The organism is Bacilli bacterium, assembly GCA_036381315.1.
Taxonomy (GTDB): Bacteria; Bacillota; Bacilli; order Paenibacillales; family KCTC-25726; genus DASVDB01.
In genome coordinates this window covers 26,088-43,436 of sequence record DASVDB010000074.1, presented here as the reverse complement: position 1 = coordinate 43,436, position 17,349 = coordinate 26,088, and the positions used below count along the sequence as shown (strand labels likewise).

Annotated in this window: 16 protein-coding genes; all 16 read right to left on the bottom strand. The window is 48.6% G+C overall.

Annotation, left to right across the window (positions count from 1 at the left end; translation table 11 throughout):
* On the bottom strand, window positions 1-369 hold a 369-nt coding region (locus tag VF260_05875; GenBank protein ID HEX7056711.1), incomplete at its 3' end, for an alcohol dehydrogenase catalytic domain-containing protein.
* A 92-nt stretch (window positions 370-461) separates the two neighbouring features.
* Complete coding sequence (locus VF260_05870; protein ID HEX7056710.1) at window positions 462-2,195, bottom strand: FAD-binding protein; 1,734 nt, start codon at window positions 2,193-2,195, stop codon at window positions 462-464.
* Window positions 2,196-2,234: 39 nt separating this feature from the next.
* On the bottom strand, window positions 2,235-3,023 hold the full coding sequence (locus VF260_05865) for an enoyl-CoA hydratase-related protein (protein ID HEX7056709.1): 789 nt from the start codon (window positions 3,021-3,023) through the stop codon (window positions 2,235-2,237).
* Between the two features lie 61 nt (window positions 3,024-3,084).
* Complete coding sequence (locus VF260_05860; protein HEX7056708.1) at window positions 3,085-3,915, bottom strand: carbohydrate ABC transporter permease; 831 nt, start codon at window positions 3,913-3,915, stop codon at window positions 3,085-3,087.
* A 31-nt stretch (window positions 3,916-3,946) separates the two neighbouring features.
* The gene (locus VF260_05855) at window positions 3,947-4,846 is read right to left on the bottom strand and encodes a sugar ABC transporter permease (GenBank protein HEX7056707.1); all 900 of its coding nucleotides are present in this window, start codon (window positions 4,844-4,846) and stop codon (window positions 3,947-3,949) included.
* A gap of 15 nt (window positions 4,847-4,861) precedes the next feature.
* Entirely contained in the window at window positions 4,862-6,415 is a 1,554-nt protein-coding gene (locus tag VF260_05850; protein ID HEX7056706.1) for a CoA-transferase, read from the bottom strand.
* Between the two features lie 45 nt (window positions 6,416-6,460).
* Window positions 6,461-7,246 carry an enoyl-CoA hydratase/isomerase family protein gene (locus VF260_05845; protein ID HEX7056705.1) on the bottom strand — a complete coding sequence of 262 codons (786 nt, stop codon included), beginning with the start codon at window positions 7,244-7,246 and terminating at the stop codon, window positions 6,461-6,463.
* 108 nt (window positions 7,247-7,354) lie between these two features.
* Window positions 7,355-8,680: an extracellular solute-binding protein gene (locus tag VF260_05840; GenBank protein HEX7056704.1), complete on the bottom strand. Its 1,326-nt coding sequence runs from the start codon at window positions 8,678-8,680 to the stop codon at window positions 7,355-7,357.
* 212 nt (window positions 8,681-8,892) lie between these two features.
* A complete protein-coding gene (locus VF260_05835) occupies window positions 8,893-9,615 on the bottom strand; it encodes a GntR family transcriptional regulator (protein HEX7056703.1) in 723 nt (240 codons plus the stop codon).
* A 307-nt stretch (window positions 9,616-9,922) separates the two neighbouring features.
* Window positions 9,923-10,651 carry an MgtC/SapB family protein gene (locus tag VF260_05830; protein HEX7056702.1) on the bottom strand — a complete coding sequence of 243 codons (729 nt, stop codon included), beginning with the start codon at window positions 10,649-10,651 and terminating at the stop codon, window positions 9,923-9,925.
* Window positions 10,652-10,741: 90 nt separating this feature from the next.
* The gene (locus VF260_05825) at window positions 10,742-11,584 is read right to left on the bottom strand and encodes a sugar phosphate isomerase/epimerase family protein (protein HEX7056701.1); all 843 of its coding nucleotides are present in this window, start codon (window positions 11,582-11,584) and stop codon (window positions 10,742-10,744) included.
* A gap of 29 nt (window positions 11,585-11,613) precedes the next feature.
* On the bottom strand, window positions 11,614-12,435 hold the full coding sequence (locus tag VF260_05820; protein ID HEX7056700.1) for a Cof-type HAD-IIB family hydrolase: 822 nt from the start codon (window positions 12,433-12,435) through the stop codon (window positions 11,614-11,616).
* On the bottom strand, window positions 12,432-13,346 hold the full coding sequence (locus VF260_05815) for an MBL fold metallo-hydrolase (protein HEX7056699.1): 915 nt from the start codon (window positions 13,344-13,346) through the stop codon (window positions 12,432-12,434). The genes VF260_05820 and VF260_05815 overlap by 4 nt, the downstream gene beginning before the upstream one ends.
* Before the next feature lie 23 nt (window positions 13,347-13,369).
* The gene (locus VF260_05810; GenBank protein HEX7056698.1) at window positions 13,370-14,464 is read right to left on the bottom strand and encodes an ABC transporter ATP-binding protein; all 1,095 of its coding nucleotides are present in this window, start codon (window positions 14,462-14,464) and stop codon (window positions 13,370-13,372) included.
* A 13-nt stretch (window positions 14,465-14,477) separates the two neighbouring features.
* Window positions 14,478-15,926 carry an iron ABC transporter permease gene (locus VF260_05805; protein HEX7056697.1) on the bottom strand — a complete coding sequence of 483 codons (1,449 nt, stop codon included), beginning with the start codon at window positions 15,924-15,926 and terminating at the stop codon, window positions 14,478-14,480.
* 280 nt (window positions 15,927-16,206) lie between these two features.
* Window positions 16,207-17,316, bottom strand: coding sequence for an ABC transporter substrate-binding protein (locus tag VF260_05800; protein HEX7056696.1), 1,110 nt, complete (start codon window positions 17,314-17,316; stop codon window positions 16,207-16,209).
* Between the last annotated feature and the right edge of the window lie 33 nt (window positions 17,317-17,349).

Genomic DNA, 17,349 nt, shown 5'->3' with positions numbered 1-17,349 from the left:
ACTTACGGAATCGGGCAAATGATGCACATTTTCCGCAGGCACTTTGACAAATTCGGCAAAAGCGCCCGGCAGCCCCGCGCCGAGAAGTTTGCGGTCGGGGCATAAGTGCTCCCTGCTTTCTTTGCAGCGATCGCATTGCCCGCAGCTTACAAGGGGATTCACGGTTACCCGATCGCCAATCCGAAACGGTTTTCCCGCTTTTTCCGCCGCTCCAACTCCGATGGCGGCGACCGTTCCGGAAAACTCATGTCCCATGATCAGCGGCGGCTTGCGCAGCGAATTATGCCCCAGGTATCCTCCCAAATCCGAGCCGCAAATGCCCGCCACGGAAACGCGAATCAAGAGCTCGCCCGTTTCCGGTTTCGGCACCTTTACCTCTCTCATTGTCATTTGGCGAGGGGCTTCGTAAACTAAAGCCCGCATTGTTTCCGGAAGCACACTCATTCCTCATCCCCCGTTCTTTACAACTCGGCCAATTTCGCGAAAAAACAACCTTCCGGCCTGTTCGCGTCTATAATGATGTTTTGACTTAAATTCGGATCCAGCGTCGGAAAGTCAGTGCGATAATGTCCCCCTCTGCTTTCCTTCCTCGCTAAAGCGGCGTTTGAAATCATCCGGCCGGCATCCAGCAAATTTTTCAATTCAATCGCGCGGACAAGGTCTTTGGCTGACTCGACAGAACAGTTTTGCGATAACAAACTGTCTTCCAGTTCATAAATCAGCTCGTTCAATTGCCGCAACGACTCTTCGCTGCGAATGATCAGCAAATTCCGGTTGGCGCTTTCCTGCAGCCGCTTTTTCAGATCGCCGATTTTTAACACGCCGCGCTGATGCCGTATGCGGTAAATAAATTCCTGATGCGCGTTTAATGCAGGCTTCATTTCACGATGCCCGCCGATTTCCCGGGAGAACCTGGCTGCAGCCTTCCCGGCCCTGCTGCCAAACACCTGGCACGTCACCGCCATATTCCCGCCCAGCCGATCCGCGCCGTGCGGCCCGCCGGCCACTTCCCCGGCGGCAAAAAGCCCGATCACGCTGGAATGGGCGTCTTCATTGATTCGCACCCCGCCGTTGATGGCATGGGCGGAACAAGTAATCTCCAACCGGTCCTTATACAAATCGACATTCCGGCGCAAATACCAGTCATAAGCCAAGCTCCACATTTTGCCGATATCCGACTTTTTATCCTGAAGAATTTTGGCAAAATCGGTTTGCAGATAATCCAGATATACCCCGCCGTTTGCCGTCCCATGGCCCTTGTTGATTTCGCTTTGAATCGATATTTCCAGGTACCTGGAATGATCTCTCGTGCTGAACGGAAAATGTCTTGCTTTGGTTTTCATCACTTCCTCTTCTGTCACACCGTCGGGCAAATAATTGGCAATAAACGGAAGCCCATCCCTGTCTGTAACCCGCGGGAAAGCCTCCCACATATAGGAATTGAATAAATTAACGGGATTTAACAGGCTGATGCCCGCCTGCATGAACTCCATATTGACCAGTTGGGCGCCTGCCCGGTAAGCCATGGCATACCCATCGCCGGTTATGTCGGGCGGATACAGGTTTTTTGCGAACAACTGGCTGGCGCCGCCCGTGGCCAGTATTGTCGCTTTCGCCCGAATGACGAGGAATTTGCCGTTTTGATCGATTGCAAAGGCGCCAAAACATTGGCCGTCCCGCACGATCAAATCTGTTATCATGCATCTTTCGATATAACGGATATTTTCTTTGGTCACCTGGGAACCAAGCGCATGCACAATGGGTTTAAAATGGTTTTTGATCACATGCGTTCTGGGCTTTGAAGAAAAACAGGCTTGAAACGCCAGGTAATGATCATCTTCTTTTTCAAACACAACACCGTAATTTTCCAGATCACGCATCGCGGCTTGCGCCTCGGAAGCCAGTATCCGGCTTAATCGCGGGTCGGACATGCCCAATGCGGCATTTTGAATATCGTTATAGTAATGCTCCGGTTGATCATTCGGATCGGCCGCGCCATCCGGAACGTTGAATGCGCCGATCTCCGCGACGCTATAATAAGTCGCTCCGCTTTTTTGATGCTGGCCTTTCACGACAATTAACACTTCGGCTCCCGCTTTATGCGCTTCAAGAGCTGCCCTAAGCGCCGCTCCTCCGCTGCCAATCACCAATACGTCCGTAAAAAGCTGTTCCGCGGATTGAATATCATGATTCATCGGGCACTTCCAACCTTCCTTCCCTCTGCAAAGCCTTCACTACGCATTAAATGTCGGCTTCCGTTTTTCAAAAAACGCCTGAATGCCTTCTTTGGCATTGTCCGTCAGGAATATCCGGCGGCTTAGTTCGAGCGAGAACCGTATTCCTTGCTGGTGCGGCATGTCGCGCACCTGGTTCACGCCCAATTTGATCGCCTGAATGGCCTGCGCGGACAAGTTTGCCAATTGCGCGGCACGCTCATGGGCGCGTTCCACAATTTTCCCATCCGGTACCACTTCGTTCACCAATCCGATCGCCAAAGCTTTGTGCGCAGTGATCAGTTCCCCGAAGAACATCAGTTCTTTTGCCCTGCTGTCTCCGACAAGCCTGGGCAGACGCACCAAGCCGCCGCTACCCGGGAACAATCCCAATTTTATTTCCGGAAATCCGATGCGACCGCTTTCGCCCATGATTCGCAAGTCGCAACATAAGGCAACTTCCCCGCCTCCGCCGAGCGTTACGCCGTTCAAGGCGGCAATGGTCGGTTGCGGCAAAAAGCTCAATTTGTCCAGCAATTGGTTTTCCGGATCCAGTTTTTTGGTAATATGCGTTCCTTCCCGCACAAGCCCGGGAAATTCCTTAATGTCCGAGCCGGCGCAAAACGCTTTCTCTCCCGCGCCCGTAACCACAACGGCCCGAATTCCGGCATCAATGGCGATTTCATCGAGCACGCGGTCCAATTGCCGGTTGAAATCGGCCGACATCAGATTGAGCGGCGGATGATTAAAAATCAGGTGGGCAACTCCATCCGCAAACTTTTTCAATAAAACCAGCGCATCCTGCGACATCTGTCATTCAACTCCATTGCTTAAGTTCATTTCATTACGGCAAGCTCCGCGGCATAAAGTTTCATCCTTTTACCGCCCCGGCCGTCAGGCCCTGGACAAAGAACCTTTGCACGGCAATGAAAATAATCGCCACCGGAATGGAAACCACAACGGAAGCGGCCATCATTCCGGCCCAGTTATCGTTTCCTTCCCCGATGTAGGTCATGATCAAACCGGAGGCGAGCGTCCTTTTTTCCGCGGAAGTGATCAAAGTTAAAGAATACAGAATATCGTTCCAGCTCCACACGAAACTGTAGATGGCTGTCGAAATCAAACCGGGAATCGCGAGCGGAAAAATGATTTTATGAATGATTCCGAAGTTTGACGCCCCGTCGATTTTCGCAGCTTCGACAAGCGCATCCGGGATTTCGTCGAAATAAGTTTTCAGCGTCCACACCGCAACCGGCAGCGCAAAAGTGATGTACGAGACGACCAAAGCCGCGTAGCTGTCCTGCATGCCGAGCGTTTGCATCATCACATAAATGCTGAGCAGAAGAACGGCGTAAGGGAACATTTTGGAAACAAGAATCAATAACATAAAAGAAATTCTGCCTTTGTAACGATACTTGGAAAAGCTGTACGCCGCATAGGCCGCCACGAAAGTGGAGAGAATGCTGGTTACGATCGATACGATAAAACTGTTTTTAAAGTACAGCAAAATTTCCTTGTTCTGAAAAACTTCCATGAAGTTGACCAATGTTGGATGCTTGGGCCATATATCAGGCGTCAATACCTCCGTAATCGGTTTTAATGCCGTATTGATCATCCAGTACAGCGGGAAAAGCACAAACAGGCCGATCAGGATAAACGAGATCCAAAAAAAGATCCGATAAGATTTTGATTTTTCAAACATATGCCCCTCACCTCGCCTCGTTTCACAAACTTTATTTCAAATCTTCCCGCAAAATATGCCGCAAATAGAAAACGGCGAATAACGAAATCATTACGACCCAAATAACGCCGATCGTTGCCGCCATCCCGATATTCCATTCCTGAAAAGCGGTGCGATAAACGGCAACCGATAAAGTCGTCGTCGATCGGATCGGTCCGCCTTGCGTCATGACCCATAAAATGTCAAAGTGCTGCAGGTTGCCGATTGCGCCGAGAATAAGCAGGAAACTGATGATCATTCTCATATTGCTCCAAATGACATGCCGAAAAACCATCAGGTTGTTGGCGCCATCGATGCGGGCCGCTTCAATTTGCTCCTTCGGCACCATGTTTAATCCGCCAATCAGATAAGCCATAAACCAGGGCAATGTTTGCCACGATTTCGCAATGATAACCGCAATCATCGCGGTATCGACCCTACCCAGCCATGAAATATCATTCTTGATTACGCCCAACATTTTTAAAATGTAATTGACAAAACCGTAATTCCCCTGAAAAATCCAGATCCACAAAAAACCGATGGCGGTGCTGGGGATAATCCAGTTGACCAAAGTAATCCCTTTCAAAAATTCCGAACCTTTAAAACCGTGATTCAACACAATGGCCCAAATAAATCCGAGCACGAAAGGAATCAACGTCGTCCCGGCGACAAAGACGATCGTATTTTTGATATACTCATATAAATAAGGGTTATGAAACAATTCCATAAAATTGGCAAAACCGACATATGAGGTTTTAGGGCTTAGCAAACTCAGATTGGTAAAACTAAGCGTTATCGATTTTAAAAACGGATACAGGATGACGGAAAGAAACACGGCCAGGGCCGGCAAGATTAATATGACCCCGAACTGACTGTCGGACAGCCTGCGGTTGATCCTGCTATCCTTATTCATATACAACCCCCTCCCTTATTTGGCAAAATCGTGAGCAAGCCCCATCTTCTCCGGTTTGAAGATTCTTGCATCCATTTCTTTTAACGACTCTGAAATATGAGGGCGGAAGGCCATGAGCGAAAGGACATCTTTCTCCAGATCGATTCCCGGGGCGATTTCAATCAGCGTCAAGCCTTTTTCCGTCAGCGAAAATACGGCCCGTTCAGTTACATATGTTACCTGCTGGCCTTTTGCAAACGCGGCTTTTCCGTTAAAGGACACATAATCGAACGATGGAATGAATTTGACAAATTTTCCTTCTTGCAAAATATGCAGCCGGCCATCCTTCACTTCCGCTTTGAGCCCCTTCGCCGTGAACGTGCCGCAAAAAACGATGCGCTTGGTCGCATGCACAATATCCATAAAGCCGCCCAGGTTGAACCTGCCATTCACGCAACTCACATTCACACTCCCGTTCGGATCGACTTCCGCCATTCCGAGGCAAGTCATGTCCAGACGTCCCCCGTCAAAAAGATCGGAAATATCGGGCCCATCCATGATCGCCGTCATATTCACTCCGGCGCCAAAAGCTTCCTTGTTGTTGGGGATGCCGCCAATCGGCCCATGCTCCACGTTGAAGATCAATTTCTCGGAAATCCCTTCTTCACCGGCAATCGCCGGCACATCCGAAGGCAAGCCAAATCCGAAATTCACCAAATCCCCGGGCCGCAGTTCCATTGCCGCGCGCCGGGCGATGACTTTCCGGTAATCGAGCGGAATCGGTTGCAATTCATCAACCGGTACTTGAATGTCGCCCGTCCAGGCGGGATTATACGGCATGGCGTCCATTTGATTTGGCGCAACAACGGCGTAGTCGACAAAGATGCCCGGCACGGTAATCAGTTTCGGATGGACCGAAAATGGTTTGGAAATTTGTTTCACCTGTGCGATGACAATGCCGCCGTTGTTTTTCGCCAACATGGCCTGATGGAGCAAGCCGATTGAATTCGGTTCCTGTTCGATCGACAGGTTTCCCTCTTCATCAGACGTCGTCGCGCGAATCAAGGCAACATCCGCGGACAAGGCTTTCCAGTACAAATATTCTTTGCCGTCAATCGTCATCACGCGCACGATGTCTTCCGTCGTCCGCGCCGTCAAGCGATATTTCCCGTTGCGCGGATCGACGAACGTCCCCAGTCCCACGGAAGTAAGAATACCCGGATGACCTGCCGAGCCGGCCCGCACCATATTATAGAGCGCCCCGTACGGAATCAGATAAGCTTCCACCTGATTGTTTTTGATGAGTTCATTCAATTTATCCACTCTGAGCGTAAAATAAGCCCCGGCATAAATACGCTTTACCATCCCCGGGTGGGCGAACCGGTCAATTCCGGTGCCGCTTCGCTGCGCACCCGGAATCACGTTGTATATCAAAGTTAAATCGCGCGGCTCGCCCGTTTCCAAAAAACGCTTCTCGAGGGCGGCCAACAAATCGTCCGGCAGCAGCATTTCCCCATTCCCGGAAACGATCACGGTTTGGCCCGACTTTACTTTCATAGCTGCTTCTTCTGCGGAAATTTTTTGGATCATGGTCGTCTCTCCCAATTTTTGCTGATGTAATGCGCCTGCCTGTTATTACTTGCGCTTTTTATCCAAAAATTTTTGAATTTCAATTTTCGGCTCGCCGGTCGCGAAACAGACGCCGCCCAACGGTATGCTGTATTCTACGGCCGCTTTAAAATCCGTTTCGATCCATTTGTTGATTAATTCTTTCTGGCTGCGTCTTGCCGCAGGGCTGATTGCGATAAATTTGCGGGCAATCTGCACGGCGGCCTGCATGACAGCTTCTTTCGGCACGATTTTGTTGATCAGACCTATATCCAGCGCCTCTTTGGCACTGATTGGCTCCCCGAAATAGGTCATCTCCCGGGCCTTGGCCAGGCCAACCAACCGGGGGAGAAGGGCGATTTCGATGCAAGAAGGCAAGCCGGCCTTAATTTCGGGAAAGCCGAGGATGGCAGAGTCGGCGACAACCGAATAATCGCACAAAATCGTCATCAGGCATCCGCTGCCGAGAGCATAGCCGTTCACTGCGGCAATTACGGGTTTGTTGCAATAGCGAATGGCTTCATTCATGCGATGCTCAAGCCACAGCATGTCCACCCCTTCGACCGTTTCGTGTGTGCCCATATCCTTCAAATCCGTTCCGGCGCAAAACGATTGCTCTCCCCCGCCGGTCAGGATCACAGCTTTAAAATCCGCGCGCTCATTCGCTTTTTGAAAGAAATCCCTGAGCTCGCGTTTTGTCTTTCTTGATAAAGCATTCAACACCTTAGGGCGGTTGATCGCCACAATCGCGATGTCGTCGCGGATTTCCACAGACAAATCGTGATATTCCGAATCGCCGAAATGAGAAGACATCCTGTCTTCCTCCCTTTTGTGTATGAAGTAGAACGCCCGCCCGCCGGAAAGGAGGGCCGAAACATTCGACAGCCTTTTCAGCAGGCGGCGCTGTGCATGCGACAAACCTTATTTCATTGCCTCTTTTATACGGGAAGCCGCATCATCCATTGCTTTTTGCGGCGACTTCGCACCCAGCATAGCCGCCTGGACTTCCTCCGTAATAATTTTATCAAGCACTTTTTTCACATTGGTTCTTTCCGTATCCGACGGCGTGCTGAATTCGGTCAACTCCAACCACGTTTTGGAAATCGGATCGCTCTGCACCTTCTCGTTGGCGATCGCTTCCTTGACAACCGGCAATTGTCCCACTTTGGTGAAGTAATCCAATGAGGATTCGGGACCTACAAGGTGCTGAATGAAGCTTGCTGATTTCTTTGGAGCAACGGCCGTAGTCGGAATAACCAGCATATGTCCCCACAGCTTGGATACTTGCGGGTCGCCCGCTTTTACAACCGGCCTTTTTACCGGGCTTATCCTGGAAGGCAAATCGGCGGCGGAAACGCCCGCGCTGCTTACATTCCCCTTGATAATGATCGAGTCGTCGATATATGCCGTTTTTCCCTGAACAAACAATTGTCTGGCATCATACTTGGCAATATCCATCTTGACCAAACCTTGATCCAGCAAGCTCTTCAACCAGGTAACCGCCTTGACGCCGCCCTCGTTGTTGATAATGATATTGCCATTATCGTCAAATACGTCGCTGCCGAACATTTTCAGCCAAACCTGAAAGTCCGTGCTCATTTCTTCATCTTTGGTGTCAAACGCGTATGGGACGATGTCTTTATTCGCCGCCTTGATTTGCTTCAGAGCCGCTTCAAATTCTTCGATCGTCGTCGGATCTTGCTTAACGCCGGATGCTTCCAGAATGCTTGGATTTTTCACCAGCGAAGTGGCGGCGACGGTCCATGGAAGCGCAACCTGCTTGCCGTCCACCTGGCCCATTTTCAAATATGCTTCGCTGTAATTATCCGTCAGCCATTTTTGATCAAATACCGTAGACAAGTCCGTCAACAAGCCGGCGTCGCTCAGTGTTTTCAGCCAGCCGATATCGACTTGCGCCACATCCATCTGTTCATTGCCTTGCCCTCTGAGGAGCAATTGCTCAAGCGTTTGCCCCCACGGCCACCCCATCCATGTAATCGAATCCGGCGCATGCGCATCGCTCCAGGCTTTCATGTAACTTTTGATCGGAGGTCCGGCAAGTTCTTGCTCGCCGCTCCAGCCGACAAAGAGCAGTTCTTGTCCCGAATTGTTTGTCGTTTCGTTCGCAGCTTTGTCCGGCTGATTGGTTTCCTGAGTCGCATCGTTTTTGCTCCCCCCGCCGCCGGAACACGCCGCGACAAAAATCAACGAAAGCGTTAACAACATGATGCTTGCCAATCTGAACATTTTCACTTCGAACACCCCTTGGCTTAATTTTTTATATACAAAGTGTCTGTAATAACAAACACTGTGTATTCGTTTGTGAAGAATTGTAAGGAATGCGCTTACAATGGGACAAAAAATAAACGGCGCCGCTTCCCCGGAACTGGTTGTTTATTCTGCGGTGTTGTCGTCTCGGGCCCCGGGCGAAAGCGGTACCGTTCACGTATACACGCGAATTACGAGGTCCAATCGATTGTGAAATTATAGCGGTCCCCGCTTAGGACACACTCAAAGTATTCAATCACCGTCCCGTCTTCCGCATAACTGGTGCGGTTTATTTGAAATACGCTAACTTTGTTGTTCAAACGCAAGAGCGTCCTCTCCCGGCTGGTCGGGAAACGCATACTGATAATCTGCGTGCCTCTGACTGCGGAATACTTGGTAATATATTTAAATATTGATTTCGTCAAATCTAATTCTTTGATATTGGGCAAAACTTTCTCGGCGATATAGGAGTTTTGAATCGCGAGCGGTTCATCGCTTCCTTCATGCAGTCGGGAAATCAGATACGCCGTTTCATTTTCCTGCAGCCCAAGCAATGATAAAATATGCGGATCATGCACTTCCTCCAACGAAAGCAGCTTCGTATGCGGTTTCATTCCTGAATTCAACACATCTTCCGTAAAAAAGCCGTACAATCTCGTCAAGTTTTGATTGACCTTCGGCGCAGCCACACGCAGCCTGCCGCGCAAATCGTTTTTGTACAGCAATCCTTCTTCGATCATTTTTCTTAGCGCTTGCCTGACCGTTGTCCGGCTGACGGAATACATCTCGCAAATTTCCTGCTCGCTCAAAAAGTTTGGGTTGTCGTTAAATTGTCCTTCTTTTATTTTCTTTTCCAATTCCTTTTTTATTTGATGATAAAGAGGAACTGGACTTAATTTATTGATTGTGTTCATAGTGGTTCACTCCCAAATGAGATTTATATTTTTTTAAGTATACCACTATAAAACTATGTAGTTACAAAACCCGCTATAAAAAATTTCCAATATCGTATATCCGAATTGATTTGTAGGTATGTATCTATGTAGTTACAAGAGATCGGATTTAAAAATGGATGACTTGCAAAGTCTCCATCCATTTTAAACTGAACTTGTTCTATCGACATTTTTAAAATATCACAACTCGTCCAATGAGTCAATAGAACATGTGGGCAAAAGTGTAAGCGTTTGCGGATAGCGCATGTCCCGCCATTTTGATTCATTTTCAACTGTGCATCGATCGTGCAGATATTGATTCCTGAAAATCGGTTTTCACGTCGCCTGTGTAGTCAATCCGAATAATATCGGGCAACTCCCGCAATCTCCCGATTGCCGGAATGATCTGGTCTAGATTCTGCGCTTTTGTGCGGGCGCTAAACCGCACCGTCGGCGTCCGGCTTGTTGCGTCCAATATTCCGACGGTCGACTCCACCTTCATATTCAAGATCTGTATGCCGTTTTCGTGAAAAGCCGCCGCAATTTTACCAATCACGCCGGCGCGGTCAAACGCTTCAATACGAATTTCCAAATTTCGGCGGCGGCCTAGTATACGTTTCTCCCACTTGTTCAACAACAATAAGTTAAATAAAACCATAAGCGTGCAAATCACGGCGGCGGACAAAAACCCCGCCCCCACGCATAAGCCTATCGCAGCCACCACCCAGATAGATGCCGCTGTCGTGAGCCCGCTAATTACGGAACCGTTCCGCAAAATCGCCCCGGCGCCAAGAAAACCAATACCGCTAATTACTTGAGCTGCCAAACGGGCCGGATCAATTCTGACGTTCGCTTCTGCCACAAATGCGGAAAACCCATATATCGACAGCAGCATAATTAATGTGGCGCCCAAACAGACGAGAATATGTGTACGAAAGCCGGCGGCATGATTGTTCCATTCCCGCTCAAAGCCGATCAATCCGCCCAGAATGGCGGAAACGCCCAATCTTAATATCATTTCACCCTGCGTTATATGCCATATACTCGATATATCGCCCATCCATTCTCACTTCCTTGGCAAGGGTTGGCGCACACGCTGAACCTCCGCTTATTCAAACCGCAAATCGGGCCGTATTGAGCGCAAATATTTCAGGCTTCTGCCAATACCATCGACGACATCGTTTACTTGTTCGTATTCAATGAGATAAACGCCTTGAAATGTCATTGATTCTAGCAATTCGTCATAATTTAAGTCGTCGTCGCCGGGCGCGCAAGCCACCCAGTAATCATCCGTCCGCTTCCAGTCTTTCAAATGGCAGTAATTGATCCGGTTCCCAAGCAGTTTGGCATAATCGCTTAACGAACGCTCCGCTACCGTTTTCAAATTTCCCGGGTCAAAATTAAAACCGACCTCCGGGGGAAGTTCCCGCAACAGCCGTTGCAACGAGTTCCACTCTGTTGTCACGGTATGTTCCTGAATAAACCCATTATTTTTCTTCGTGATTCGCCCATGCGTTTCAATCGAAATGACAATATCGTACTTTTGGCAAAGCGCATGAAGTTCGGAAAACGCTTGAATCATGCGCGCCCAACGGTCCTCCGTCATGTTGGCGGCAAGCTCGAATCCGGCAAACAATCGCACATGCGTGGCGCCAAGGCGGGCGGCCAATCGAATATCATTGGCGGCCCGCTCGATCATTTTCCGCACTTCTTGCGGGTCCTCCAACGTGAAATCACTTTCCAATACGACGAACGGCGCTCGTATTCCATAATCTTGCAAACAAGTGAGCAGATCGTCAACTTCCTGCTGGGAAACATCGCGTTGTATTCTACCGGGAAAATCTCCGCCGATTCCCAACTCCAAGTATCGCATGCCGAAACTTTTCGTAATTTTGCAATGCTCTTCTATTGACAGATATTGCAATCCCCATTCTCCCAAACCAACAATCATAAAATTTCCTCCACAGGAACGTCTTAAAATTACCGGTTAATCGGCAAACAATATTTTTCAATTACATCGGCGACCGCGTGGTCAAGGTGCGAAGAAGCAATATATTGCGCATGTTCTTTCAGTTTCGGATGCGCGTTGGAAACCGCCACACCCAAACCAGCCTTTAAAATCATGTCCAGATCGTTCAAATTATCGCCGATCGCAATCACTTCCCGGATATCTATGCCCAAATGGTCGACCAGCATTTGCAAAGCGCGCCCTTTGGAGACGCCCTGAGGCAAAACTTCCAAATAGGTCGGCTCCGACTGAACCAATTCGCAAGAGCGGCCCGTTAACTGCTCTAAAGCCTGCCGCACGGCGGAAAAGTTACGGTCTTCCCGAATGATTAATATTTTGTTGACTTTGCTTTGCAGCAAAAATTCCGGCGTCTTCCAAACGCTGCACTGAACTTGATCCTTTTTCATATAATCTTGCAATGTCGGCGTAATCTCTTTGACCCACAATTTTTTCTCCGAATAAAAAATCATATTATGCGGATTCGCTTCCAGCAATCGGATCAGTGCGCGGATTACATCTTCCGCAAGGACTGCCTCAAATAGGCATTGCCCCGTCGTAAAATCAACAATTTTCCCCCCATTATAAAGGATAACGGGATGCCGTATATTCAAATCCTGGACAAAACGGCGAGTCGCATCTTCCATGCGCCCTGTAGCCAACGTAACAATGCCGCCCTGCTGTTGAAAGGAGTAAATTTTTGTTTTGTTCTCTGCACTGATCATTTGCTGCGTATCAACCAGTGTTCCATCAATATCCGTTACGATCATGCGATATGGTCGTTTGAACGGCATCATTTTATCTCAATCCTCTCCGGAAGCTGCGGTAACCGCGATAAATAATGCTGGGTGTCAGACTGCGATCCGGTTACAAATAACCGGCTGCCTGAAGATTTCGCAAGTTGCTCCCATTTTTCGTGATATATTTCGTATTCGTTAGCGTCGTTTGTGATTAAAAGCCAATCCGGGGATAACAGCTGCAGCAAATGTTCGTTCCACGCATCTGTCACACCATGATGCGGCACTTTAAAACCATGCGGATGCAGTTGTTCGCGTTTTGTGATTCGTTCCCAGTTCGGCAAGAGCGCGTCAGCCCCAAATAAAAACAGGTGTGCGCCATTCTGGTGTTCCAACAGCCACACACTGCTGTCCCCGTTCGATTGCGCATCGAAAATTTCACATAAATGTTCCTGCTCTTCCGCAGTCGATGCGGAAAGTCGTTCCACTATTTTGTAAGCGGACAAATGGTTTTTATCCACCGGATCCAAATGGCGCAGCAGCAATTCGCCGAACCGCCAAACCGATTTTGCGCCAAACGGAGATCGAACAAAAATGCGGGTGTTTTGTTCTTGCAAATCGCTCCACAACTGTTCGTATTTTTGCAGCATTTCGGCGGTTTGCAGCGCCTTTGGCCGATGCATCGCACCCAAATGAAGCGAAAAGATCGGATAGGGAAGCACCGCCTCTTTTACGGTTGCGTGTTTTGCCACATCCAAAAGCCCGATAAGATGATCGGGATGTATATGAGTTAAAATCAGCAAGTCGACACACGACCAGCCTTTTTTGCGCATAAATCCAAGCGGAGTGACGCTTTCATCAAAAAAAACGTTGCCGCCGTCGAGCAAAATCACGTATGATTTTTTTTCGGTTGGAATTTCCACAAAAAACGAGTCGCCGCGCCCGACGTTCAACGCATAAAGGGTTGCCATTATTCCCCACTCCCTGATCGGGTTTAATTGTCGAACTTCGGCAATATATGAATCTTGCTTTTGTCCAAAGCAATTTGCGCGAATCCTTCAAGATGCCCCGTGCGGCTCGGATTGGCGTCATCCACAGTCCATAGCATGGAGTCGACTTCCACCCAATATCGAATCATTCGCCCCAAAAAACTGCTCTTTTGAATAACCCCTTTCAATACATTATCGGCTTCCTTCATGCCCTCCGCGCCCGCGGAAATGGCAATGCACTCCGGCCGAATGACGAGCGTCACCTTATCGCCTTTTTGCAAGGAGTAGTCGCTTTTGCCCACTTTGATTAAAAGCTCTTGGCATTTTACGAAGATGTCCTGTTCTTCGACAGCCGCTACTTCACCCTCCAAAAAATTTGCCACGCCTACAAAATCAGCGACAAATTTGCTGCCAGGTTTAAAATAAACTTCCCACGGGGAACCAACCTGAAGAATTTCTCCACGATTGAAAACGGCAATTTTATCCGACAAGGAGAGCGCTTCATCCTGATCATGCGTGACGAAAATGGCCGTTATCCCCGTTCGCTGTTGCAATGCCCTTAGCTCGTTGCGCACTTCCACCCGCATTTTCGCATCGAGATTGCTGAGCGGTTCGTCCATCAACAGAATGGACTTGCCAATTATCAACGCCCGCGCAAATGCGACCCTTTGCTGCTGCCCGCCGCTTAACTGCTTCGGATACCTGTTTTCCATACCTTGCAAGCCAAACATCTCCAGCATGCTTTGCACTTTTTCGCTGATTTGTTTGCTTGGGGTTTTCATTAGCTTTAATCCATACGAAATATTTTCAAAAACGGTCATGTGCGGAAAAAGCGCATAATCCTGAAATACTAGAGGTGTATTGCGTTTATATGCCGGAATTCCGTTTATTTTATTGCCATCAATATAAATATTGCCTTCATCCGGTTCGTGAAAGCCGGCTATCAGTCTCATCAGCGTCGTCTTGCCGCATCCGCTCGGCCCGAGAAGTGTTGTGAATTGGCCTTTTGGAATATCTAACGAGACATGATTGATCGCCGTAAAATTGCCGAATCTCTTCGTGACATTTTCTATTCGTATCAAGTTCTCCCCAGTTTTCATATGCTCCTCCATATTACAAATCGTATGACTTTCCCTGATTTCTAAAGAAAAGTTTCGTCGCCGCCAAAACTGCGAACGCGATTGAAATGAGCACGACCGTAAACGCCGACGCCCCGCCCCATTCGCCATTTTGCACAAGGCTGAGAATCGAAATGGTGCCCACCGATGTGCTGGCGGAATAGATAAAAATGACGACGCTCAAGCAAGTGACCGACCGCAAAAATGATACGACAAGACCGGAAATGAACGGTCCGCTTAATAGCGGCAGCAAGATGGATTTAAATGTTTTGAAATTCCCCGCCCCCAAATTGACAGAAGCCTCTTCCAAGGAAGTCCCGATTTGTTGCAAGCCCGCAAGGCTTGAACTGTAGCATGTGGGCAAATTCCAAAACATTAAGGCGAGAATCATGATCGCGGATGTTCCTGTTAACATGAACGGTTTTTCGTTAAACGCCATGGCGAAACCAAGTCCCAGGAATATTCCGGGAACCGCTCCCGGCAAAATCGCGAGAAAATCAAGGAATCGGTTAATCCCGACTTGTTTTCTTTGCACAATATAGGCGAGCAACAAGGAGAACACCGCAGCCGCGAGCGAAGAAATCAGCGCGAATTTGATGCTGTTGGTGATTTCAGTGCCTTTGGCAAAAACATAATGCAGATTTTTTAAAGTAAATGACCAATCATATCCCCATGTTTTGGCGAATGCGCCGTAGAACAAAACTCCGTAAACGGCCAGCACGAATGCGGAAACAAAGATACAGAATGCGAAAATGCTCCATTTAACAAATCTGTGAATCGGATAAGGCGGCAAAGAGGTTTCTTTCCCGGTTACGGTAATATAGGAGCGTTTTCCTACCCAACGTCTGTTGATGATAAATATGCCAAGCGCCGGAACCAACAGGTAAGTCGACAACATTGCCGCGGCGGGCAAATCGAAAAATCCCACCATTTGCATGTAAGCTTCCGTTGGAAGCACGTTAAAATTTCCGCCAATAACGATCGGGTTGCCGAAATCCGCCAAAATGCTCATAGCTGAGATGAGCGCTCCGCCCGCTATGCCCGGTCGGCAAAGCGGAAAAAATACATCCTTAAATACTTGCCAGCGAGACGCTCCCAAATTATAAGCGGCATATTCCAAATTGACCGAAGTCGTTTTTAACACTCCGTATATAACCGCATAGGCGTACGGGAAGAAGGTAATGGTCTGCACCACCCAAAGTCCCTGCCATCCGTAAATATCAATGTTCAGGCCAAAAAGTTGTTTCGTGACAAGCCCCTGCCGGCCGAAAAGCAAAATATAGGATAGCGCCACAATAAACGGCGGCGAGACGATCGGCAACAACGTAATAAATTTGAACAGTCCTTTTAGCGGGACATCCAGCCTGGCGATCGCGTACGCGAACACAAACGCCAATACCGTACAAGTTATTGTGGAAATCACCGTCATTTGCAAACTGTTCACAGCCGCATGGAACCAGCGCGAATTTGTAAATAAACTTAGAAAGTCTTCGAGATGCGGATAACTTACAACTTTAAGGATTGGCCAGATAATGAACATAGCCGTTATTGCAAGAATGGCTGCAATCGCCAGTGCCAATACAGGATCTTTTCTCAAACGTTTCAGTTCTGCGATCAAAGCCGCTCACACCTTTCATTGCAAGCCAAAGCATTTGCCGGGGAAATGGCGGTTAGCGCCATTCCCCGGAACGTTTAATTTCTACGTTTATTCATGCCAGAGCTTATTATTTGGAGCCAATCATTTCCGTAAACTTTTTCACTACATCCGCTTTCATTTCCGCTGCCTTGGCACGGTCATACTGAACAAGTTTGACATCCTCAAGTTTGATCATGCCTTCCGGCGGCGCAACATCTTTTCTTACAGAATAACGATTTGAGCTTTTGGAATTCATTTCTTGAACCGGTTTAGTCAACAGCCAATCAATAAATTTCTTGGCATTCTCCGTATTCGGGCCGCCTTTTACAATTGCCGCGCCGCCTACTTCAAACGCGGTGTCATCCGGAACGATCACTTTAATCGGATAGCCTTGCTTGGCGGTTTTCACGATATCGTGCGCCCATGACATGGCTGCGACAAATTCGCCGGTTGCGGTAAGCTTGATGCCATCCACTGCGCCGGGCGTATAATGATGGACATTTTCATTCAGTTTCTGCAAATACTCCCAGCCTTTTTGCTCGCCCAGCCTGAATAACTGGTCAGCGACAAATATATAGCCGCCGCCGGCCGTTGCCGGATTCGAGGTAATAAACAAACCTTTGTAATGCGGATCAAGCAAATCGTCCCATGTCTTCGGTTCCTGAACGCCTTTCGGTGCAAGTTCTTTATTGAATCTGTCCGTGTTGATCACGATGCCTAGTACGCCCATATACCACCCTTGCCAGTATCCGTTCGGATCGATAAATGTCGCGTCAAGACCCTGGGCATTGGGGGAAGAGTATTTTTCCAGCAGCCCTTGTTGCCCTAACGCATCATAAAACTCCACAGAGCCCCCTACCATAATATCCGCCTTCGGGCTGTTCTTTTCAGCTACGATGCGGGTGCTTGCTTCTCCCGGACCGCTTAAGCGTAAGTATTCGATATCAATTCCGGTGTCGGCTTTAAACTGCTTTTGAATCTGGACTATGTCGTCTTCGTTCAATGCCGCGTACACGACCAGCTTGCCGGAGTCTTTCGCGGAACTGTCATCAGGCGCATTTGTTTCCGCTGCCGATGGAGCAGATGTTGCGGAGTTCTCCGGTTCCGCTTTTTTGCCGCAACCTGCCAACAAAACAGCACTAACGAGCATAATGGACACGAATAAGATAGCCGTTTTCTTACTGATCTCTCTAAACATGTTCGAATCTCCCCTTCTTTGATGCAAAATTGT